The 21,017-nt window shown below is 42.1% G+C and carries 19 protein-coding genes and 1 riboswitch; of the genes, 1 reads left to right on the forward strand and 18 read right to left on the reverse strand.

Translation table 11 applies throughout. The annotated features are described in order from the left end of the window. Positions 1 to 123: 123 nt before the first annotated feature. From rpsJ to uvrA, 18 genes are all read right to left on the reverse strand, one after another. Entirely contained in the window at positions 124 to 432 is a 309-nt protein-coding gene (rpsJ, locus tag OC530_RS04245; protein ID WP_001284513.1) for a 30S ribosomal protein S10, read from the reverse strand. Positions 433 to 675: 243 nt separating this feature from the next. After that, the gene (locus OC530_RS04250) at positions 676 to 1,302 is read right to left on the reverse strand and encodes a phosphoribulokinase (RefSeq protein ID WP_262079854.1); all 627 of its coding nucleotides are present in this window, start codon (positions 1,300 to 1,302) and stop codon (positions 676 to 678) included. Next, a complete protein-coding gene (nrdG, locus tag OC530_RS04255; protein ID WP_262079855.1) occupies positions 1,302 to 1,889 on the reverse strand; it encodes an anaerobic ribonucleoside-triphosphate reductase activating protein in 588 nt (195 codons plus the stop codon). Before nrdG ends, OC530_RS04250 begins: the two co-directional genes overlap by 1 nt. Then, a complete protein-coding gene (locus tag OC530_RS04260; RefSeq protein WP_262079858.1) occupies positions 1,882 to 2,388 on the reverse strand; it encodes a GNAT family N-acetyltransferase in 507 nt (168 codons plus the stop codon). The genes nrdG and OC530_RS04260 overlap by 8 nt, the downstream gene beginning before the upstream one ends. 43 nt (positions 2,389 to 2,431) lie before the next feature. Continuing rightward, positions 2,432 to 2,572: a hypothetical protein gene (locus OC530_RS04265; protein ID WP_000521618.1), complete on the reverse strand. Its 141-nt coding sequence runs from the start codon at positions 2,570 to 2,572 to the stop codon at positions 2,432 to 2,434. An 11-nt stretch (positions 2,573 to 2,583) separates the two neighbouring features. Further along, complete coding sequence (gene nrdD / locus OC530_RS04270) at positions 2,584 to 4,791, reverse strand: anaerobic ribonucleoside-triphosphate reductase (protein WP_262079861.1); 2,208 nt, start codon at positions 4,789 to 4,791, stop codon at positions 2,584 to 2,586. Between the two features lie 114 nt (positions 4,792 to 4,905). Next, positions 4,906 to 6,444: a damage-inducible protein CinA gene (locus OC530_RS04275; protein WP_262079863.1), complete on the reverse strand. Its 1,539-nt coding sequence runs from the start codon at positions 6,442 to 6,444 to the stop codon at positions 4,906 to 4,908. 254 nt (positions 6,445 to 6,698) lie between these two features. Continuing rightward, positions 6,699 to 8,231 carry a cardiolipin synthase gene (gene cls / locus OC530_RS04280; RefSeq protein ID WP_164226538.1) on the reverse strand — a complete coding sequence of 511 codons (1,533 nt, stop codon included), beginning with the start codon at positions 8,229 to 8,231 and terminating at the stop codon, positions 6,699 to 6,701. Between the two features lie 261 nt (positions 8,232 to 8,492). Beyond that, positions 8,493 to 8,924 carry an SP_0198 family lipoprotein gene (locus OC530_RS04285; RefSeq protein WP_262079866.1) on the reverse strand — a complete coding sequence of 144 codons (432 nt, stop codon included), beginning with the start codon at positions 8,922 to 8,924 and terminating at the stop codon, positions 8,493 to 8,495. Positions 8,925 to 9,012: 88 nt separating this feature from the next. Then, positions 9,013 to 10,263, reverse strand: coding sequence for a folylpolyglutamate synthase/dihydrofolate synthase family protein (locus OC530_RS04290; RefSeq protein ID WP_262079868.1), 1,251 nt, complete (start codon positions 10,261 to 10,263; stop codon positions 9,013 to 9,015). Between the two features lie 458 nt (positions 10,264 to 10,721). Next, positions 10,722 to 11,027, reverse strand: coding sequence for a DUF1292 domain-containing protein (locus tag OC530_RS04295; RefSeq protein WP_000017620.1), 306 nt, complete (start codon positions 11,025 to 11,027; stop codon positions 10,722 to 10,724). A gap of 15 nt (positions 11,028 to 11,042) precedes the next feature. After that, on the reverse strand, positions 11,043 to 11,462 hold the full coding sequence (ruvX, locus tag OC530_RS04300) for a Holliday junction resolvase RuvX (protein WP_004239076.1): 420 nt from the start codon (positions 11,460 to 11,462) through the stop codon (positions 11,043 to 11,045). A gap of 3 nt (positions 11,463 to 11,465) precedes the next feature. Beyond that, positions 11,466 to 11,732: an IreB family regulatory phosphoprotein gene (locus tag OC530_RS04305; protein WP_000507059.1), complete on the reverse strand. Its 267-nt coding sequence runs from the start codon at positions 11,730 to 11,732 to the stop codon at positions 11,466 to 11,468. An 86-nt stretch (positions 11,733 to 11,818) separates the two neighbouring features. Beyond that, positions 11,819 to 12,388 (reverse strand): SP0191 family lipoprotein, encoded by a 570-nt coding sequence (locus tag OC530_RS04310; RefSeq protein WP_004269739.1) that lies wholly within the window; start codon positions 12,386 to 12,388, stop codon positions 11,819 to 11,821. Positions 12,389 to 12,453: 65 nt separating this feature from the next. Then, positions 12,454 to 12,852, reverse strand: coding sequence for a transcriptional regulator Spx (gene spx / locus OC530_RS04315; RefSeq protein ID WP_000591165.1), 399 nt, complete (start codon positions 12,850 to 12,852; stop codon positions 12,454 to 12,456). A gap of 135 nt (positions 12,853 to 12,987) precedes the next feature. Then, the gene (gene mgtA, locus OC530_RS04320; protein ID WP_262079890.1) at positions 12,988 to 15,648 is read right to left on the reverse strand and encodes a magnesium-translocating P-type ATPase; all 2,661 of its coding nucleotides are present in this window, start codon (positions 15,646 to 15,648) and stop codon (positions 12,988 to 12,990) included. A gap of 194 nt (positions 15,649 to 15,842) precedes the next feature. Beyond that, a riboswitch (M-box (ykoK) riboswitch) is annotated at positions 15,843 to 15,993 on the reverse strand. 57 nt (positions 15,994 to 16,050) lie between these two features. After that, on the reverse strand, positions 16,051 to 17,112 hold the full coding sequence (locus OC530_RS04325; RefSeq protein WP_061758925.1) for a Xaa-Pro peptidase family protein: 1,062 nt from the start codon (positions 17,110 to 17,112) through the stop codon (positions 16,051 to 16,053). Beyond that, positions 17,105 to 19,936, reverse strand: a complete 2,832-nt coding sequence (gene uvrA, locus OC530_RS04330) for an excinuclease ABC subunit UvrA (protein ID WP_262079894.1) — start codon at positions 19,934 to 19,936, stop codon at positions 17,105 to 17,107. Before uvrA ends, OC530_RS04325 begins: the two co-directional genes overlap by 8 nt. 131 nt (positions 19,937 to 20,067) lie before the next feature. On the opposite strand from uvrA, the gene OC530_RS04335 reads away from it, so the two are divergent. Then, complete coding sequence (locus OC530_RS04335; protein ID WP_000815623.1) at positions 20,068 to 21,012, forward strand: magnesium transporter CorA family protein; 945 nt, start codon at positions 20,068 to 20,070, stop codon at positions 21,010 to 21,012. Positions 21,013 to 21,017 lie beyond the last annotated feature (5 nt).

The raw sequence follows: 21,017 nt of genomic DNA on the forward strand, positions 1-21,017 counted from the left end.
AAAGTGAAAATAGGAAACTGACGCAGTGTCTAGCAGACACTAGGAAGTTTATCTTTTTCACACCGAGTTTAGCCCGTGTTCAATTAAATTGAAACACCAGCCTCTGCTCTTTTATATTTTAGATTAAAGTTTGATTTCTACGTTTACACCACTTGGAAGATCCAATTTCATCAAAGCATCAACTGTTTTTTGAGTTGGGTTAACGATATCGATCAAACGTTTGTGTGTACGCATTTCAAATTGTTCGCGAGAGTCTTTGTATTTGTGAGTCGCACGAATAATTGTGTAGAGGCTACGTTCAGTTGGAAGTGGGATTGGACCCGCAACTTGTGCACCTGTACGAGTAGCTGATTCTACGATTTTTGCAGCCGCTGTATCAAGCGTACGGTGTTCGTAAGCTTTCAAACGGATACGGATTTTTTTGTTTGCCATCTTTTTCTCCTTTTCGTCTATTTAAGATAATAGGCTAGCTCCACAAGAAAACCGACGCGGTGTTGCGTGGCAATGCAACCGAGCGTGTCGCAACCTCTTGCATCAAAGCTAAGGCTGTAATTTACAGCACCATAATAGAATAACACAAAGCCCCTGCGATTGCAAGGGATTTGTTAGGTTTTTTTCGTTTTTTTACGATGAAACTGTTTTCCTATTTTTCTTTTTAAAATTAGGGATTTTCTTCTATATAAACTGACTCCTCTTGACCTCAAATTTACCTTCTGATTGGTCCACTAAGACATCCGCCTTAGACTCAGTTTCTTTATAGCATCGCAGATACTGCTCCCGTCTCATCTGATGGCTAGCCAATATAAAGGATGCATCGCGATTTCTCACAGTCGTATCTCTAGCAAAGCGTCGCTTTAATTCGGTCTCCTCATCCGTGTAGAAACAGATGGTTTTGTCAAAGAGTTCTTTGGGTAAAAAGCCAACAGACATCCCTTCGACAATCAGAATTGGCTTTTCTCCAGACAAGACCTCACTAGCTTTCCAAGGTTCTTCAATTGTTAAGACATCCATACCCGCCTGTAAGGCCAGGATATCTCTCTGTAAACTCGCCAGTTCATGCGCCGCTGGCAGACATGCTGTTACCTTTTGATTCGGCGCGTCCTTGGGTACTACCAAATAGCGTCCTGAGGTGACATAAGGATCTGTTTCTAACAAATTTACTGTAGTAGAATCTAAAGCTTGGTACAATTCCTGTGCAAAGGTTGATTTACCTGAAGCTCCATGACCGTATATTCCCAGTGTCCTAATTCTTCCCGTTTCAATTTCTGAAACCAGTTGTTCTATCAGGTCTTTTTTCTTCATTATCTCTTCACCTGTTCATAGCTTTCTTTTCCGTCATTAAGCTTGTCCCAAATCACTACTTGCCCACTTTGGAGCGATTTTTGCACATCTATAATTCGTTGGTTGGACGACCCTCGAAACTGGAGCATGAGATTTCTCTTAGTTCGGTCATACCGTCCATCGACAAGAATGTCAATCAATGATAAGAGTTCCAGTTTATCTGGAGTTTCCAACATCATTTCTTCCCATGTATAGCCCGTCCATGACCAGACGTCCTTGTCTGGCAATTCCTTTCGAATGCGCTTAACGAGCGGCAAAAGAATACCCGTATTGAGAAAGGGCTCCCCTCCCAGCAAGGTCAAGCCTTGAACATAAGGTTGAGCGAGATCTGCCATGATCTGTTCTTCTAATTCTGCTGTATAGGGAATGCCAGCATTGAAGGACCAGGTCGCTACATTATAACACCCCTCGCAGTGAAACATGCAACCTGATACATAGAGAGAGTTACGCACACCTTCTCCATCTACAAAGTTAAAGGCCTTGTAGTCGATGATACGCCCTTGACTGAGTTCCTCGCTTTTCCATTCTTGTGGTTTTGGATTATTCATTCGCTACCTCTATCCAATAACGCTCGACTCCATTACGAACATCCTCAAGGAGCCCACCATTTGCTAAAATGACTGCTCTGCTAGCAGGATTATTCACGCTACAGGTCACAAGAGCTTTCTTGATGTTCTTTTCCTTAGCAACTTGCAAGCCCTGACGGAGAGTTTCTTTCGCATAACCTTTGCCTCTTTCAGAAGGACGGATGGAGTAGCCGATATGACCACCTGCTTCTAATAGAAAGTTACTGAGGCGCAATCGGAGATTAAGAAATCCAAGTGCTTGACCTTTCTCGGAAAAAGCTACTAACTGAATTGCTGGGACCCATCCTTCAGGCAGGTCAATCCCCATTTCTTGATTCTGATTACTTTCCAACCACTCTTCATACACAAAGTTCTCTGTATCCCAAAATCCTCCATCATGGGCTGATTGGCTCTTTTCAAACTCTGCCATCATATCTAAAACAGCTTCTCCATCTACTATTGTCGGTCTGCGTAATTCCATCCTTACCTCCCACTAAGAGAAAAGCGAGAGTTGACTCTCACTTTTATTTTTTCTTATTCTTGTTTAAAAATTGTTCTCTGAGGTTGAGCAAACGTTCTTTTTTACCAGCTCCACCTTTAGAGTGTTTCTCGTGATAACGGGTCACTTGTGCACGCCCCTTATCGTCTAATTGATATTTTCCCATTTCATTTCTTTCTAATTTGTTACTTGATGACCAGCCATTTTAATCGTTGAGCCATTCATGTGTTTGACACGCGCAGCGATTTCCTTGTGACGTCCATTAACCATTGGTCTCGCTTGAGGATTGCCTAAATAGCCACAAGTCCGTTTAACAACGTCTACTGTTTTAGGGTCGCTATTTCCACAGTTTGGACAAGCAAATCCTCTCTCAGTTGGTTCAAAATCCCCTTCAAAGTCACACTTGTAGCAACGGTCAATCGGAGTATTGGTGCCTAGATAGCCTACACGGTCATAAGCATAATCCCAGACAGCTTCCAATGCTTTAGGATTTTGCTGAAGAACTGGATACTCACAATAATGGATGAAACCACCTGACGCACCTGCTTCTGGATAGACTTTCTCAAAGTCTAATTTTTCAAACGGGGTTGGATTTTTACGAACATCGTAGTGGAAAGAATTGGTGTAGTATTCCTTGTCTGTAATATCAGGAATAGAGCCAAACTTGTCTGTATCTAGTCGACAGAAACGGTCTGTCAAGCTTTCGGACGGTGTTGAGTAGATAGAGAAATGGTAGCCATATTGGTCAGACCACTCTTCTACACGGCGTTTCATATCACGAATGATATCCAGCGTGAACTCCTTGGCTTCTGGATTGTGTTCCCAGCTGTTACCAAAGAAAACGGTCGCCACTTCGTACAAACCGATGTAACCCAGCGAAACGGTTGCCCGACGATTCTTAAAGAGCTGGTCAACACTTTCTTCTTTACCTAGACGATGGCCAAAAGCACCGTATTGATAAAGGATAGGAGCATTGGCTGGCGTCGCTTCTTTAGTACGTTCGACACGGTAAACAAGAGCATCTTCCGCAATATTCATTCGCTCGTTGAAGATTTCCCAGAACTTATTCATGTCGCCCTCAGACTCAAGGGCAATACGAGGCAGGTTAACCGTCACAACACCCAGATTCATGCGACCTGAATTGACTTCTACACCATTTTCGTCTTTCCATCCTTGGAGGAAAGAACGACAGCCCATAGGTACCTTGAAGGAACCTGTCAAGTCAACAATCTTATCATATGACAAAACATCCGGATACATCCGCTTGGTTGCACACTCAAGAGCCAACTGCTTAATATCGTAGTTGGGAGTCCCTTCTTCCAAGTTAAGGCCTCTTTTCAGCGTAAAAATCAGTTTAGGGAAGATAGCCGTTCGATGTTCTGAACCAAGGCCCTTGATTCGGATGTTCAAGATAGCTTTTTGAATTTCACGCTCAAAACGATTGGTTCCTAGACCAAAACCTAGCGAAGTAAAAGGTGTTTGACCATTTGAAGTGAAGAGAGTATTGATTTCATACTCAAGGGATTGCATGGCATCATAGATGTCTTTTTGCGTTTTCTTCCAGGCATAATCTTCCCGTTTTTCAGGCAAGACCCACTCTTCTGCATCTTTGAGGTGTTTTTGGTAATTCTTCTCTGCGTAAGGAGCCAAAACTTCATCGATACGGTCAGCTGAACAGCCACCGTACTGGCTAGAAGCAACGTTGGCGATGATTTGCGAAATCTGTGCTGTCGCAGTCTGAATAGACTTGGGGCTCTCTACCTCCGCATTTCCAATCTTAAAACCATTTTCCAACATACCTTTAAAGTCAATCAAACAGCAGTTGGTCATAGGGGTATAGGGGCTGTAGTCCAAATCGTGATAGTGGATATCTCCCTTTTGGTGGGCATTGGCTACGTGCTTAGGAAGCATTTGCAGTCCGATTGATTTCCCAACAATTCCTGCTGTCAAATCACGCTGGGTGTTGAAGACATCGCTGTCTTTATTAGCATTTTCATTGACAACTGCCTGATCTTTGTTAAGAAGTTTATGGATACTAAAGTTAATATCTGTCGCTTTTGAGCGCTCAAAATCCCTTTGTGTCCGATAAGTAATATACTCCTCAGCTAGCGCATATTCTTTGGCTTCGAGGAGTTCATGTTCTACAATATTTTGAATTTCGTAAATCTTAACCCCCTGTGGAAAGCGACTATGAATTTCTGTGACAATTCGCTCGGTCAGAGCATTGAGGCGTTTTTCGACCAAGGGTGTCACATCCATAACCTTGTCTGCTGCCTTGTGGAGAGCCTTGTCAATCTTGTCCACATCAAATACAACACGTCTCCCATCTCGTTTCTCGACGAAGAGAGTTGGCAAAATTGTAATTTTTTCTTCTAGTGCAATCATATGCATGCTCTTTTCTAAAATGTTCTTTCTAAAAAGTATTATACCACTCTAAAAAGAAAAATCAATATCTTGTGTTAAAAATCCTAAAATTTTTAACACAAGATATTGATTTGGTTATTTGATTTTATAGACTTTAAACTCTGAGTAATCCGTCTTTACTTGTTGGTAATTTTCTTTCAAGATTGTTTCTACTTCAGACCAGACTGGCACCTTGTCATTTACCACAATCACCTTGGGTTGTTTTTCTTTCAAGTCATTAAGTAGCTTATTCCGGTTTTCCTCAGTTGCTGTATAGTGCATCGGGGACAAAATAGCCGATGGCGACAAGCGCTCACTCTTACGATAAAGAGTCGCAGTATCATCCCATGCATAGATAGCATCTTCCGTACTTGTCTCCTCTTTTACTAAATCAGCAAGACGATCACGTTCTTGATAAGGTACCGGATAAAGGACAAACTTCATCAAAAAAGGAACAGACAAAAGATAGACAAGCCCTAAAACTGGCAGATATAGATTTCCTTTGAAAAAACGACTCCATAGACTAACTGGCGTTTCTCTTCGTCTTCGTCTAACACTACGCCCCCTCTGTTGACTCTTAATATTGGTTACCAATAAAAGTAGGAAAACAGGGAAGACGACCATCAAATAAGAAGCGTGCAGAGGCTCTTGTGAAAAGAAAAGCAAAATCAAACCTAAAATTGTCACAAGACTTGCAGGAACCGAAATGACGTATAGTTTAGAGGGTTTGGATTGAAAGAGACCTAAAAAGATACAAACCACAAATCCCAAACCAAGGGACAACAAGCCATAAAACAAAACATTTTCTAACAATGCCGAAACAGAAACCAAACGAATGGAATGAATTGGATACAAAATTCCACTAATAGCATCCCCAAAACTTCCTGTTGCAACACTATAGTAGGCAGTTGGATAAAAGACCAGTGAAAAACCTAAAGTCACTGCAAGAAACTGATAAAATCCATGTGCAAAGCGTCTATGCCCAAGGTTAAAGACCAACAAGCCTAAACTCACTACAGCAATAAACAGGAGCGATGACAAGGGGGCAAAGAAAAATCCTCCCGCCAAAGCCAGCCCAATCCGTATAAATCCCTTATCATGGCTTGGATTGCTTAGATAAGCCGCAACTAAACTAAAGGCCGCGAATAAGAAAGGAAGCGCTAAAAGAGTCGCATAGCCTCCACCAAAAGCAAGACCTGTAACTAGCATGTAAAAAATAGTCACCACTTGTCCAGCTTGCTCTCCTTGCTCTGTCAAGGTATCCGCTGATCTAAAGAGGAAAAATCCTCCTGCTACCAAGGCTAACCACTCAAAGATGGCAAAGAAAAATCCGCCCTGAGTCACGTAAGTCAGCAAATAATAAAGCAAACCTTGACTTCCATAATAGTCGCTGTAAATTTTCCCTGCCTGATGAAGCGCCCAACCTGCATAAAAATCCTGCACTTCCTGTGCACTCATTAAATCGAGTAATAGCGGTACTCCTAGAGTTATCCCTGTTACAAGCGTACTCCATAGTAAAATTTTTACCAAAGGAAGACGACTTGATTCACGATGATGCGATTCTTGTTCGATTTGGTATTCTAGAGGTTCACGATTCTCCTGATGAACTTCTTCTACTCTACCATACACACTCATATCGTTTCTCCTATTCAATTTATCTGTCTTAGTATATCAAAAAGTCCTAGGATTGTCAGCTTGCGATGGCTGTTTGAGTGATTTTTGCATAGTTTCACAAAGGTTTCAATTTCCCGAAATCGATGTAAATTCGTCTGTTTAAATGTTTTGATATAATCCAATTCTTTCTGAGTCAGCATCGTCCCTCCCTATATCTTTCTATTCGTAAAAAGCAAGAAAAAGAGGACTCGGTCATTTCCTAAGTCCTAGATTTCTTATAAGATTGGGGCGAATAACTGGGCGATTTCTTTTACAAGCTTTTGATACCAGCTCGTTTTGATAGAATGGGGATAAACTTCCTGAGAATCTGCAAATATGTTTTGAAAATCTCGGGCAATTTCCATTATAGAAGGAGTTTTATAGAGTAAGACTGCATTTTCATAATGGTGTACCAAGCTTCGGTAGTCGAGATTGATTGTCCCCACCACCGCAAAATCTTCGTCTACCAACATCTGCTTACTATGAATAAAACCTGGGCTATACTCATAAATTCGAACACCAGCAGAAAGAAGGTCTGGATAAGCCCCTCTTGTGACTAACTGAATAAACTTCTTATCTGGTATGTAAGGGGTGACAATCCGAACATCGACCCCTCTCATAGCAGCATTTTTGATTGTCTCCGTTAAATCATAGTCTATGATTAAATAAGGTGTCGTAATATAGACCGATTCCGTTGCTTGATTGATCAAACTCTGATAAACCTTTTTCCCTACCTGCGTTCGAAAAATTGGCTTGGGACCACTTCCGTATGGAATGGTTAAACCGTCACTTGGGATAGAATGATTTTCTAAATGATATTGATCAAAATCACTAATCTCTCCTCGATTGATGTACCAAGTGGTCAAAAATAAGCGTGTCAGGGCTTTTACCGCTAGTCCGTCTAAGCGAATTCCACTATCCTTCCAATAACCAAATCTCTCGACGTGGTTAATGTACTCATCTGCCAGATTGACCCCACCAGTATAGGCTATCTGACCATCAACAATCAATATTTTTCTATGATCTCTGTTATTATAGGCCACTGTCAAACGAGGAATAACTTTATTGAATTTATGGGCCTCGATGCCCAGCTGACGAAGTCGATGTGCATAATCTCCTGTTAAAGTAGCCATACAGCCAATATCGTCATAGAGCAGTTTAACTTCAACTCCTTGAGCGACTTTTTGCTCCAAGATTTCTAAAATACGATTCCACATCAAACCTTCTTCTATAATGTAATATTCCAAGAAGATAAATTTCTCAGCCTTTTTAAGATCTTCTACCATCTTTTTCCACATAGCCTCTCCGTTAGGAAAAAATGTAGAGGCAGTTTGATCATAGACATCGGCATTGGTATCCATACTCAATAAGGACTTGATGACGCCATAAGCTGCCTTATCACTTTCTTTTAATTCCTCTTTTAGTAGCTGGCTATTTGCTTCTTGGAAATGCATAGAGCCTAGCTTCTTCAGTTGTTTGATTTCTTTTTTGGACAAGCGCCTTTCACCAAACATCAGATAGAGCAAGGGGCCAAATACTGGTACAAAGGCTACTAACAACCAGGTTACCTTATTCTCAGGAGTCGTATTACGGTTGACTATCGAAATGATTGTGATGATACTCAGTAGAATGAGGACAGTAATCCATAAAATGGGAGCCATGCGCCCTAAATAAAGAAAGAGACCAAAAACCAGACAAAGTTCAAGTAGCATAATCGAAAGACTAAAGCCATACTTGGACATCAATAATTGAAATTTTCTATATTTCATATCCTCTCCTTGATATTTTGATACTCAATGAAAATCAAAGAGCAAACTAGGAAGCTAGCCATAGGTTACTCAAAGCACTGATTTGAGGTTGCAGATGGAAGCTGACGTGGTTCGAAGAGATTTTCGAAGAGTATGAATGCTAAAAACAGATAATTGATACTAGTATAACGCAGGTATTCACTAAAAGGCAAGTACTTATTATCATTTTTCTAAGTGAAAGCAAAAAGGCTGAAAAATCCAGCCCTTTCTACTTGCATAGTCTTATTTAGTTAAAACGATTTGGTCCGATGGATCTCTATCCATATCGTCTACGACGATTTGATTACCGTTTACAGTGTAAATTTTGACATCATCCCCAATAATCATGCGTTGATTTGCTGCATCAAATGTGACCTGTTTGACTTTCTGATCCCCGTCAGATTCAAGCTCAGTCCATGTACCAGTCGTTCCAGTGACCACTAAAGTGATACGGTCTCCGTCATCTTGGCCTGTATAAGTCCCATCAATATCAGTCGGTTGAGCAACAGGTTGGTTTTGTACTGGAGCCGCTTGATTTTGGTTACCTCCTGCATTTGCAGTATTGGTATTCTGTTGAGCAGGCTGTTGAACTGGTTGTGTTCTTTGGGAACAAGCAACTAGCAAAGATACACTCGCTAAAGAAACAATAGAAAGTGCTGCTGTTTTGAATGTCATAATAAATGTCCTTTCTCTTGCCATGCTAGAGAAAAAGATTTTTCCTTAGTCAGCAATTCCCCTAGTATAACAAGTTCAAAAAAGGTGGTCAATTTATCTGCTCATACCCCAGTATGTTGCTCCGTACTTCTGAGATAAAATAGAGAGACCCTGTAATGAATAACAAGTCTTGCGTATCTGCTCTTTCTTCAAAATCGCTAATAAATTCTCTGTAAGAGGGAATTACATGGTAACCTGTTACATCTGTCTCGTCCAGAGAACCTTGATAGTCAAAACCAGTCACCTTGAGTTCCACCTGAGGCAAATTCTCAGTCAGATAACCCAACATTCCTTGATAATCCTTCCGTTTCAAGGCTCCAAAGAGGATTTGAGGTCGATAGCCTTCCTGCTCTTTTTCTTTGATAAATTCAACCAAGCGAGTCAAGGCAGGGAGGTTATGGGCACCGTCCAAGTATATCCGAGGACGAATGCGCTCCAAACGACCAGCCCAATGGGTCTGCTCCAAGGACTGTCTTACAGCCTGTTCATCAACAGTTTCCTTTCTTTCTCCCATAAAAAGAAGAAACGTTTGCAACGCCAAGGCCGCATTCTCCTGCTGATAAGCTCCTTCTAATCCTATTTTCAACTGCGAAAAAGTTCCCAAAGAACTTGAAAAATCCCCATTCAGCATTAAAAAATCTTGACCTGCCTGATAAAGGTCAACAGCTAAAGATTCGGCTTTTTTCTGACAGACAAGCCTAGCTTCTGGAGGCAATTTCGCAATCATTGCCTTCTTACCAGCCTTGAAAATACCAGCTTTCTGCTCTGCGATTGCTTTTAGACTATCGCCCAAGGTCTCCTGATGGTCAAGCCCAATGGAGGTGATGACAGCAAGCTCTCCAATTACCACATTGGTCGTGTCAAGTAAGCCACCAATTCCTACTTCTAGTAAAACCAAATCCACTTCTTGCTCTCTAAAATAAAGAAAAGCAATCAAGGTCAGCAATTCAAAAAAGGACAACTGATCATGGGTTTGCAGAAGCGTTTTCTCCATCTCCTTGACCTGCTCAGCCAAACGGATAAAGTCTGTATCTGCTATAGATTGCCCATTAATGCAGATTCGGTCATTGATGGAGACGATATGAGGGGAGGTAAAGGTCGCGACTTTTTTGCCATGCCCCATAAATAACTCCCTCATAAAAGCAATGGTAGATCCTTTCCCATTAGTCCCTGTTACGTGGATAATAGGGTAAGACTTCTCGGGATTCCCTAACAAATCCACCGCTTCTTGCATTCGGTCCAAGCCTGATCGAAAATTCAAACCAATCCGACTATGGAGCCATTCTTCTACTTCAAACATATACATCTCCTTAATTACAGGTTCAATCAACTGCCTCAATAAAGTCTCATAACTAACAAAAACGAGGCCAGGATTTTCGTCCCGACCTCTCACCTGGTTAGCTAATCACTAGCAACTATGAATATTAACTGGGGCTAAAAACATCCACTGGACGTTCCAACTCTCTCTTATTTCAAGGAGCTGGGCTAAAAACATCCACTGGATGTTCCAACTCTTTCCAATTTCTAGGAGTTGGGCTGATACAGTCTCCCAGACTTACTTACGGTCTTTATTTTTAGCGTCAGGCTAAAAACGTCCCCCGGACGTTCCAACTCTTCCCAATTTCTAGGAGTTGGGGTGATACAGTCTCCCAGACTACCTGCGTTTCTAATTTCTAGCGCAAGGCTAAAAACGTCCCCCGGACTTACCAGTTCTTTTTTATTTCAAAGAGCTGGGCTAAACACGTCCACTGGACGTGTTTACTCCTCCATAAAACTATTGAAGACTTCTTCAATCATGTTCCATTCGTCTTCTGAGTCTTCTGGGATTGGTTGCAATTCGCCTTCTGTTCCATCTTCGTTTTCGATGAATGAGTAAGCTTGGATTTCAACTTGTCCGTCTTCGTCTTCTTCTGCGTTAACTGGTACTAGAAGAACATAGTTTTTACCAAATTCTTCTTTTCCATCAATCGTCAAAAGGATTTCAAACAAGGTTTCGTTTCCTTGCTCATCTACTAGTGTGATTAGTTCACGTTCTTCGTGGTCGTGGTTATGATCGTGTGACATAGCCTCTCCTTTATATTAAAATTTTCTATCTAAATAATTTTGTAAAATCAGCTGAGCTGCTAACTTATCAATGACTTTCTTTCGCTTATTGCGACTGATATCTGCTTGTTCAATCAACATGCGCTCAGCAGCCACTGTTGTCAAGCGTTCATCTTGATAGTCTACTGGTAAACCAAAAAGCTCTTCTAGCTTTGCTCCGTATGCTTGACTAGCTTCCACGCGCGGTCCGCTTGTATTGTTCATGTTTTTAGGCAAGCCCACTACAAATCGTTCCACCTTGTAAGTATCAACCAACTCCTTAACGCGGTCAAAACCAAATTGGCCTTGCTCCTCATTGATTTGGATGATCTCAAGTCCTTGAGCTGTAAAACCGAGCGGATCGCTAATGGCCACCCCTACCGTTTTTGAACCAACATCCAATCCCATAATTCTCATAGGTTATAGATCGACTCCTTGTCCTTTAAGGTAGTAGCGGACCAATTCCTCAACGATTTCATCACGCTCATATTTACGGATTTGATTTCGTGCATTATTATAACGAGGAACGTAGGCAGGGTCTCCACTCAATACGTAACCTACGATTTGGTTAATTGGGTTGTAGCCCTTATCGTTCAACGAAGCATAGACATCAGTCAAAGTTTCGCTAATTTCTTTTTTATTGGAATCGTCCAATTTAAAACGTACTGTTTCTTCAGTAAATCCCATTCTAACACCCTCTTTCCTTAGAATAGTACCATTATAGCATAATTCCTTACCTTCTACAATTCAGGCAGTCTATTTATTTGGATTTTCTATTGTTCTGTCGCACCATTTGCCAATCTGTCTGAAATATACTTGCTTGGTTCATTCTTCAAGAGATTTTCTAAACCAATGTTCTTCAAATATTCTAACTGAGAAGCCTTCTTGACGTCCAAAACTTGAAAATCAAAACTAGTCGTTGTTTGAAGTTCCGTTGCACTCAATAGTTTTGTTTCAAGCTTAAAGCCTGCCAATTTACGAGCTTCTATGATGGACTCATCCTTCTCCTCCGCCTCAAGGAGAGCTTTTTGAGTTTCTTCCACACCATGTTGGTCAATATAGGTCTTCAACTCATCTGAGACTGGACGCTTTTGTTGAATGGTTAGGCTCAAAAAAGTCTTGTCTTTATAAGTAATGGTTTGGGTTTGCTGGCTACCATCATCTGATTTCGGCAAAACCAAAGTCTTGGTGACAACTGTATTCTTCTCAGCATTTTCAATAACTGGCAATGCCGACTGAAGCGTATCCTTTTCTGTTTTTGTAGCTGGTCCAGTTTCTTTTTTCTGTCCGCAACCAACCAGAACAAAAAGGAAAGCTAGACTAACAAGAACTATTTTTTTCATTTCTTTCTTCTTTCTTTTTGAAATTAAAATAGAATAAGACTGGGAATTGCTCCCAGCCTTGATGTTTATAGAGCTGCACGCAAACGTGCTTCTGCATTTTCTACATTACGGACAGAGCGTGGTAGGAAGGCACGAATATCGTCTTCCTTGTAGCCAACTTGCAGGCGTTTTTCATCTACAAGGATTGGGCTCTTTAAAATTCTCGGTGTTTCCATAATAAGATTGAGGACTTCATTGACACTCAAATCTTCAATATCCACTCCAAGGGCTTTGGCATAGCGATTTTTAGACGAAACGATGCTGGCTATTCCGTTATCTGTTTTTGTCAGAATATCCAGTAATTCTTCTCTCGTAATTCCTTCTTTACCAAGGTTTTGTTCTTTATAACTTAACTGGTGGGCATTGAGCCAGGTTTTTGCTTTTTTACAGCTAGTACAACTTGAGACTGTATAAATTTTAATCATGTACCTACCCCTTTCGCTACATGTTACTATCAGTTTAGTCTATTATACCATAAAAAACATCCGACTTGCGACCTATTTTTAAATTTTTTTAACTTTTTTCGTCATTTTCGTACTTTTTTCTTGACAAAATGAAATTCACAGCCATTCTTGATATTTCTTGATATAGATTTTTTTCACAATTGTCACACTAATCATATACAAAATAATGATGAAAAGTAAAAAGATGAAATAAATCGGTTTTAAAGGAGTTAGATGGAGAAGGCTAGCTAGTGGACTGTAGGGAAGGAAGGTCACAAAGGCTGCAGCCAATAAAGTTGTCACAAGGACTAGCCAAGCTGGACGACTTTGTAAAAAGGGAATTTTGGCTGAACGCAACATATGAATAACCATGGTCTGTGACCACATGGACTCGATAAACCAACCTGTCTGAAACAAGACAATAAATCCTACGGCAGACTCTGATCCATGGACATAGGTTTGACCTGTTGTCATGGGTACAATGATAAAATAAAGCAAAATGAAGGTCAAAATATCAAAGGCAGAAGAGATAGGCCCCATCCAAACCATGAAACGTGTGATAGACTTGGCTTCCCAAGTATGCGGATTTCTCAAAAAATCTTTATCCACCTTGTCAAAAGGCAAGGCAATACAAGACAAATCATAGACTAGATTTAGGATAATCAAATGGACTGGTGCCATTGGTAAAAATGGCAAAAAGATTCCAGAGACCAATAGGGATAAGATATTCCCAAAATTAGAACTCACTGTCATCTTGATATATTTGGTCATATTGGCATAGACCTTACGCCCTTCAACAAGTCCTTTTTCAAGCACCATGAGATCCTTATCAAGCAGGATAACATCAGCTGTTTCTTTAGCAATATCTACTGCTGTATCAACAGAAATTCCCACATCTGCAACTTTCATAGAAGGAGCGTCATTGATTCCATCCCCCATATAGCCTACAGCATGACCATTAGTCTTAAATTGCAAAATAATCCTTGCTTTTTGGTCAGGAGAAAGTTTGGCAAAGACTGTTACCTCCTCCACGGCTTGGGCCAATTCTTGATCACTCATCTGATCAATTTCAGATCCTAACAGCATCTGATTGATATCCAAACCAACCTTTTCACAGACTGCTTGGGTAACTTTTTCGTTGTCTCCCGTCAAAATCTTTGTTTGAACTCCATGTTCTAACAGAGCCTTAATTGCTGGTGCTGCAGATGGTTTAGGAGGATCTAGGAAGGCTAAATAACCAGTTAGAATCATATCCCCTTCATCATCAACTGTATAGGCATGACCTTTCCTCAAACCTGACTTATAGGCCACTCCCAAGACACGCAAACCTTGTTGATTTAGTTGTCGGACTTCTGCTAAAATTTCTTCTCTAATAGCACCTGTCAAGGGAGTAATCACTCCTTGGTATTCCGCATAACTGGAAATCGTCAACATTTCCTCTAGGGCACCCTTGGTTACCAAACTAACAACTTCATGTTCATCCTTAACGATAACACTCATCCGTCTACGTTCAAAATCAAAGGGAAGCTCATCTATTTTTTGAAAAGTTTGAGCCAGATTTTGCAAGAGGGTGTGTTCTTTGGCTTCCTTTTCAGTCCGTTTGATGATGGCTCTGTCCATCAAATTTTTCAAGCCCGTTTGAAAATAAGAATTGAGATAAGCTCGTCTCAAGACGGTCAAATCCAAGCGTCCGTGGATGTCCAAGGGATATTCAAGGACAATTTCGTCTTGGGTTAGAGTTCCTGTCTTATCTGTACACAAAATATCAATCGCCCCTAAGTCCTGTATGGCATTGAGTTTCTTGATAACCACTTTTTCCTTGGCCATAATGATGGAGCCTTTTGCTAGACTGGCCGTGATAATCATAGGAAGCATCTCAGGTGTCAATCCAACACCAACACTCAAAGCAAATACGCCAGCTTCCAGCCAGTCACCATCTGTTAAACCATTGGACAAGAAAACGATGGGCACCATAACCATCATCAAACGAATCAAGAGCCAAGAAATACTATTCATCTCCCGCTCAAACGAAGTAGGCTCGTCATAGGTGTTCAAAGTCTGCTCAATGGCCCCCATCATGGTATCATCACCAACTGCTAAAACCACGGCCTTGGCACTACCAGACAAGACATTGGTTCCCATAAAGGCGAGCGCTTCTGCTTCTAGCAGACTATCAAATTGTTGAACTGTTGCCTTGGTCAAGGCCAATTTTTCAACCGATTCACTTTCACCTGTCAAGCCAGACTGTTGTACAAAGAAATCGCGCGACTCAAATAAAAGAAGATCTGCTGGAATCATGTCTCCAGCGCTTAATTTAACCACGTCACCCACTACCAAATCATCGATAGGTACTTCTTGAATTTCTCCTTGACGAATGACAGTCGCTGTGTTGACAATCATTTTTGATAGATTGGTCGCAGCCTTATCACTACGGAGTTCTTGGACAAAGCGTATGCCACCAGAAATGAGGACTAGGACAACGATGATAATAGAAGTCGTCGGATCCTCTTGACCTGGTTTTGCCAACCAGACATTGGTCACCAAGGAAATCACGGCGATGACCAGTAAGATGATCGTAAAAGGATTGATAATGGATTCGTAAATCTTTTTGAGGATACTGTCTTCTTGACCCTTTGTGATGGTATTTTCGCCATATAGGTCACGATTTTTCTCCACCTGCTCCTCAGTCAAGCCTGTTAGACTTGTCTTATAAAAAGATAGAGTTTCGTTTAAAGATGTATGAATAGCTGTTGCTAATCTTTCTTTTGTAGTTTTCATTGGTTTCTCCTATCTGTATGAATGATGTGTTTCATACACAGAGACCAATCACTTTATAAGGGCAGAACGACACAAATCAGCGATTGGCTGTGTATGTGCGGTTCCGGATGATCGTCAATTTGCATCGTCTATCTCCTTTCTTTGATTTAAACAGTAGAAAATCCCACCATAAAATGGCAGGATTAAAAAACTAATTATCTGTTTTTCGTTCAAGCTTTAACTCCATAGGGCAATGTAATGAGCTTAGTCTTGGCCTTCGCGACCAGGACTGTTGACCAACGAGTAGTGTCTCCACTGCTTTGCGGTAGTCATCCGTATCCCTATGGTAGCCTCACCTACCGTTTTCGTCTTTCAGTATAAACCTTTAAAATTTAAAAGTCAATCATTTGAGTTGTTTAACTCTTAGATAACTATCAACTCTTTTGGAGCAAGAGTCAATAATTCACAACCTGTCTCTGTAATCAGGATATCATCCTCGATACGAACGCCATATTTGCCTTCGATATAGATACCTGGCTCATCTGTCAAGGCCATACCTGCCTTAATAGTTTCTGTAGAAGTCTGGCTAAAGTATGGTTCCTCATGGATATCCAGGCCAATACCGTGGCCAATACCGTGAGTAAAGTAGTCGCCATAGCCTGCCTCGATGATAATATCACGAGGGATTTTATCAAAGTCACGGAAGCCTAAGCCTGCCTTGGCTTGATCGATTAAGGCTTGGTTGGCTTTGAGAACCGTATTGTAAATCTCTGCCTGCTCGTCGCTGACATGCCCCAGATAGATAGTCCGTGTCATATCGCTGACATAGTGGTCATAAAGACATCCGAAATCCATGGTAATAGCTTCTCCCAGCTCCACCGGTTTATGCATAGGATGGGCATGGGGTTTAGAAGAGTTGATACCGCTAGCTAAGATAGTGTCAAAAGACAAGCCAGATGCTCCCAACTCACGCATGCGGAAGTCAAGGAAGTTGGCAATCTCAATTTCAGTCTTTCCTGGCTTAATAAAGTCAAGCGCATCGCGGAAAGCTTGGTCTGAGATAGAACAAGCCTTGCGAATCGCTGCAATCTCTGCCTCATCCTTAATCATTCGAAGACCTTCGACAAACTGAGTTTGTGGAAGTAAGTCAATTCCTTCAAAGGCTGCCTGCATACGGTGATAATAAGACACTGAAATCTCATCCTCAAAACCAATACGAGACAAACCCATATCCTTGACAATTCCTGCAATGACAGCCAATTCATCACGGTCAGCCACAATCTCAAAACCACTGGTTTCTTGCTTGGCCGCAATGATATAGCGAGAGTCTGTCACCAAGACCTGACGGTCACGGCTGATAAAGACTGTTCCGTTTGAGCCCCAAAAACCAGTCAGGTAATAGACGTTTTTAAGGTTATTGATGATGATACCATCTAGTTCTTTTTCTTGCATTTTAGCTAGAAATGCTTGTACACGTTTATTCATGATGTAACTTTCCTTTCAAATAATGTCCTGTGTAGCTGGCTTCATTGGCCGCTACTTCTTCTGGAGTTCCTGTTGCGATGATGGTTCCACCACCGACACCACCTTCAGGTCCCAAGTCAATAATATGGTCTGCTGTCTTAATGACATCCAGATTGTGCTCAATGACAAGAACTGTATTGCCATCGTCTACAAAGCGAGCCAAGACCTTAAGCAAGCGAGCAATATCCTCGGTATGAAGACCTGTCGTCGGCTCATCCAGAATGTAGAAAGATTTTCCTGTCGATCGTTTGTGAAGTTCACTAGCCAGTTTCATACGCTGAGCTTCTCCCCCAGAAAGGGTGGTAGCAGGTTGCCCCAATGTCACATAACCAAGTCCCACATCCTTGATAGTCTGAAGTTTACGTTGAATCTTTGGAATATGTTGGAAGAACTCCACCGCATCGTTGACAGTCATATCTAAGACCTGCGAGATATTCTTTTCCTTGTAGTGAACTTCTAGGGTTTCACTATTGTAGCGGGTTCCGTGGCAGACCTCACAAGCTACATAAACATCTGGCAAGAAGTGCATCTCAATCTTGATAATCCCGTCACCTGAGCAGGCTTCACAGCGCCCACCCTTGACATTGAAACTGAAACGCCCCTTCTTGTAGCCTCGAATCTTGGCTTCATTAGTCTGAGCAAAGAGGTCACGTATATCGTCAAAAACTCCCGTATAGGTAGCTGGGTTGGACCTCGGCGTCCGTCCAATAGGGCTCTGGTCAATATCAATCAAGCGGTCGACATGCTCAATCCCTGTAATAGTCTTAAACTTACCAGGTTTGTCTGAATTACGGTTGAGCTTCTGGGCAATGGCTTTTTTGAGAATGCTGTTGATTAAGGTTGATTTCCCTGAGCCCGACACACCTGTCACTGCGATGAATTTTCCTAGTGGGAAGCGAGCCGTGACATTTTGCAGGTTGTTCTCACGCGCTCCTGTCACTTCGATAAAACGACCATTCCCCACACGGCGCTCTGTTGGCACTGGAATAGCACGTTTGCCTGACAAGTACTGGCCTGTGATAGACTTACTGTTACGAGCTACCTGCTTGGGCGTACCTGCGGCGACAATCTCCCCACCAAAAACACCTGCACCGGGACCAACATCAATCAGATAATCCGCCTCACGCATGGTATCTTCGTCATGTTCCACCACGATGAGAGTATTACCCAAATCACGCATCTTTTTGAGACTGGCAATGAGACGGTCATTATCCCTCTGGTGGAGACCGATTGACGGCTCATCCAAGATATAAAGGACACCTGATAAGTTGGAACCAATCTGGGTCGCCAAGCGAATACGCTGACTTTCCCCACCTGAAAGGGTTCCTGCCGAACGAGACAGGGTCAGATAGTTAAGACCCACGTTATTGAGGAAGGTCAAACGATCCTTGATTTCCTTGAGAATAGGGCGAGCAATGATGGCTTCATTTTCAGACAAGGTTAGCTGGCTCACCAAGTCCAAGTGGTCTGCGATAGACAGGTCTGAAATTTCTCCGATATGTGGCCCTTGCTCGCCACCCACACGGACAGACAAGGCCTGGTCATTGAGACGATAGCCGTGACAAGTTCCGCAGGTCAGCTCATTCATGTAAAGACGCATCTGGGTGCGAGTGTAATCGCTGTTTGTCTCGTGATAGCGACGCTTGATATTATTGACAACTCCCTCAAAAGGAATATCGATATCGCGCACGCCACCAAATTCATTCTCATAGTGGAAATGGAATTCCTTGCCATCAGACCCATAGAGAATCAAGTTCTTATCCTCTTCTGACAAGTCCTCAAAAGTCTTATCCATATCCACTCCAAAGGCTGTCATGGCCTGCTCTAGCATGTTTGGATAGTAGTTGGATGAGATAGGATTCCAAGGAGCCAAGGCTCCCTCACGTAAGGTTTTGCTGGCATCTGGCACTACCAAATCAGTATCCACCTCCAGCTTGATGCCCAAGCCGTCACACTCACTACAAGAGCCAAAAGGAGCATTGAATGAGAAGAGACGTGGCTCTAACTCTGGAACAGTAAAGCCACAAACTGGACAGGCATAATGCTCAGAGAAGAGCAACTCAGAGTCGTCCATAGTATCGATAATGACATAACCTTCTGCAATACGAAGGGCAGCCTCAATGGAATCAAAGAGGCGACTACGGATACCCTCCTTGATAACAATACGGTCAACCACGACATCAATATTGTGTTGCTTGCTCTTAGACAAGTCTGGCACTTCGATCACATCATAGACTTCCCCATCCACACGGACACGGACATACCCGTCTTTCTGAACCTTCTCAATGACACTCTTATGTTGGCCTTTTTTCTTGCGGATGACAGGGGCCAAGATTTGCAGGCGCTGGCGTTCTGGCAACTCCAAAACCTTATCCACGATTTGCTCCACAGAAGAGGCCTTGATAGCCCCATGCCCGTTGATACAGTAAGGCGTCCCCACACGCGCGTAGAGGAGACGCAGATAGTCATTGATTTCAGTCGTAGTTCCCACCGTCGAACGAGGGTTTTTGCTAGTCGTTTTCTGGTCGATAGAAATAGCTGGGCTGAGACCATCAATAGCATCTACATCTGGTTTTTCCATATTGCCCAAGAACTGGCGAGCGTAGGCTGACAAACTCTCTACATAGCGACGTTGTCCCTCAGCATAGAGGGTATCAAAGGCCAGACTGGATTTCCCTGAACCTGACAAGCCTGTCACAACAACTAGCTTGTCTCGTGGAATCTCCACATCAATATTTTTTAAATTATGGGCACGCGCCCCATGAATGACAATTTTATCTTGCATCTTTGTTCTTTCTAGTCCATTATTGCTTACCATTATACCAAAAAAAGTGAGATTCTATTACCCAAAAGGCTGATTTTGTAGTATAATAGTACGGTGTGAAAAAATCTGAAAAATGAGAAAGGATAAGGGATATGAAACAAGTTTTTCTCTCTACAACAACTGAATTTAAAGAGATCGATACGCTTGAACCGGGTACTTGGATCAATCTCGTCAATCCGACTCAAAATGAATCACTCGAAATCGCTAACGCCTTCGATATCGATATTGCCGACCTTCGAGCACCGCTCGATGCGGAAGAAATGTCTCGTATTACGATTGAAGACGAGTACACCCTGATTATCGTTGACGTGCCAGTCACAGAGGAAAGAAATAACCGCACCTACTACGTCACCATCCCGCTTGGTATTATCATCACAGAGGAAACCATTATCACTACTTGTTTGGAACCATTACCGGTCCTCGATGTCTTTATCAACCGTCGATTGCGTAATTTCTACACCTTCATGCGTTCGCGTTTCATCTTTCAGATTCTCTATCGCAATGCAGAGCTTTACCTAACAGCCCTTCGTTCGATTGATCGTAAGAGTGAACAAATCGAAAGTCAACTGCATCAATCAACTCGTAATGAAGAATTGATTGAGCTCATGGAATTGGAAAAAACCATCGTCTATTTCAAGGCCTCCCTCAAAACAAATGAGCGCGTGATTAAGAAATTGACCAGCTCAACCAGCAATATCAAGAAATACCTTGAGGACGAAGACCTGCTTGAAGATACCCTGATTGAAACCCAACAGGCCATCGAGATGGCAGACATTTATGGAAACGTCTTGCATTCTATGACAGAGACCTTTGCCTCTATCATTTCCAACAACCAGAACAACATCATGAAAACCTTGGCCCTTGTGACCATCGTTATGTCCATCCCAACCATGGTCTTTTCTGCCTACGGGATGAACTTTAAGGATAATGAAATCCCCCTAAACGGAGAGCCAAATGCCTTCTGGTTAATCGTCTTTATCGCCTTTGCTATGAGTGTCTCGCTCACTCTCTATCTCATCCATAAAAAATGGTTCTAAGAGGA

Origin of the sequence: Streptococcus sp. Marseille-Q5619 (assembly GCF_946901205.1) — a bacterium.
Taxonomy (GTDB): domain Bacteria; phylum Bacillota; class Bacilli; order Lactobacillales; family Streptococcaceae; genus Streptococcus.

What these genes read in the sequence shown, in the direction of transcription:
- rpsJ (WP_001284513.1), bottom strand. Translation starts at nt 432, where the DNA reads ATGGCAAACAAAAAAATCCGTATCCGTTTGAAAGCTTACGAACACCGT.
- OC530_RS04250 (WP_262079854.1), bottom strand. Translation starts at nt 1,302, where the DNA reads ATGAAGAAAAAAGACCTGATAGAACAACTGGTTTCAGAAATTGAAACG.
- nrdG (WP_262079855.1), bottom strand. Translation starts at nt 1,889, where the DNA reads ATGAATAATCCAAAACCACAAGAATGGAAAAGCGAGGAACTCAGTCAA.
- OC530_RS04260 (WP_262079858.1), bottom strand. Translation starts at nt 2,388, where the DNA reads ATGGAATTACGCAGACCGACAATAGTAGATGGAGAAGCTGTTTTAGAT.
- OC530_RS04265 (WP_000521618.1), bottom strand. Translation starts at nt 2,572, where the DNA reads ATGGGAAAATATCAATTAGACGATAAGGGGCGTGCACAAGTGACCCGT.
- nrdD (WP_262079861.1), bottom strand. Translation starts at nt 4,791, where the DNA reads ATGATTGCACTAGAAGAAAAAATTACAATTTTGCCAACTCTCTTCGTC.
- OC530_RS04275 (WP_262079863.1), bottom strand. Translation starts at nt 6,444, where the DNA reads ATGAGTGTGTATGGTAGAGTAGAAGAAGTTCATCAGGAGAATCGTGAA.
- cls (WP_164226538.1), bottom strand. Translation starts at nt 8,231, where the DNA reads ATGAAATATAGAAAATTTCAATTATTGATGTCCAAGTATGGCTTTAGT.
- OC530_RS04285 (WP_262079866.1), bottom strand. Translation starts at nt 8,924, where the DNA reads ATGACATTCAAAACAGCAGCACTTTCTATTGTTTCTTTAGCGAGTGTA.
- OC530_RS04290 (WP_262079868.1), bottom strand. Translation starts at nt 10,263, where the DNA reads ATGTTTGAAGTAGAAGAATGGCTCCATAGTCGGATTGGTTTGAATTTT.
- OC530_RS04295 (WP_000017620.1), bottom strand. Translation starts at nt 11,027, where the DNA reads ATGTCACACGATCATAACCACGACCACGAAGAACGTGAACTAATCACA.
- ruvX (WP_004239076.1), bottom strand. Translation starts at nt 11,462, where the DNA reads ATGAGAATTATGGGATTGGATGTTGGTTCAAAAACGGTAGGGGTGGCC.
- OC530_RS04305 (WP_000507059.1), bottom strand. Translation starts at nt 11,732, where the DNA reads ATGGGATTTACTGAAGAAACAGTACGTTTTAAATTGGACGATTCCAAT.
- OC530_RS04310 (WP_004269739.1), bottom strand. Translation starts at nt 12,388, where the DNA reads ATGAAAAAAATAGTTCTTGTTAGTCTAGCTTTCCTTTTTGTTCTGGTT.
- spx (WP_000591165.1), bottom strand. Translation starts at nt 12,852, where the DNA reads ATGATTAAAATTTATACAGTCTCAAGTTGTACTAGCTGTAAAAAAGCA.
- mgtA (WP_262079890.1), bottom strand. Translation starts at nt 15,648, where the DNA reads ATGAAAACTACAAAAGAAAGATTAGCAACAGCTATTCATACATCTTTA.
- OC530_RS04325 (WP_061758925.1), bottom strand. Translation starts at nt 17,112, where the DNA reads ATGAATAAACGTGTACAAGCATTTCTAGCTAAAATGCAAGAAAAAGAA.
- uvrA (WP_262079894.1), bottom strand. Translation starts at nt 19,936, where the DNA reads ATGCAAGATAAAATTGTCATTCATGGGGCGCGTGCCCATAATTTAAAA.
- OC530_RS04335 (WP_000815623.1), top strand. Translation starts at nt 20,068, where the DNA reads ATGAAACAAGTTTTTCTCTCTACAACAACTGAATTTAAAGAGATCGAT.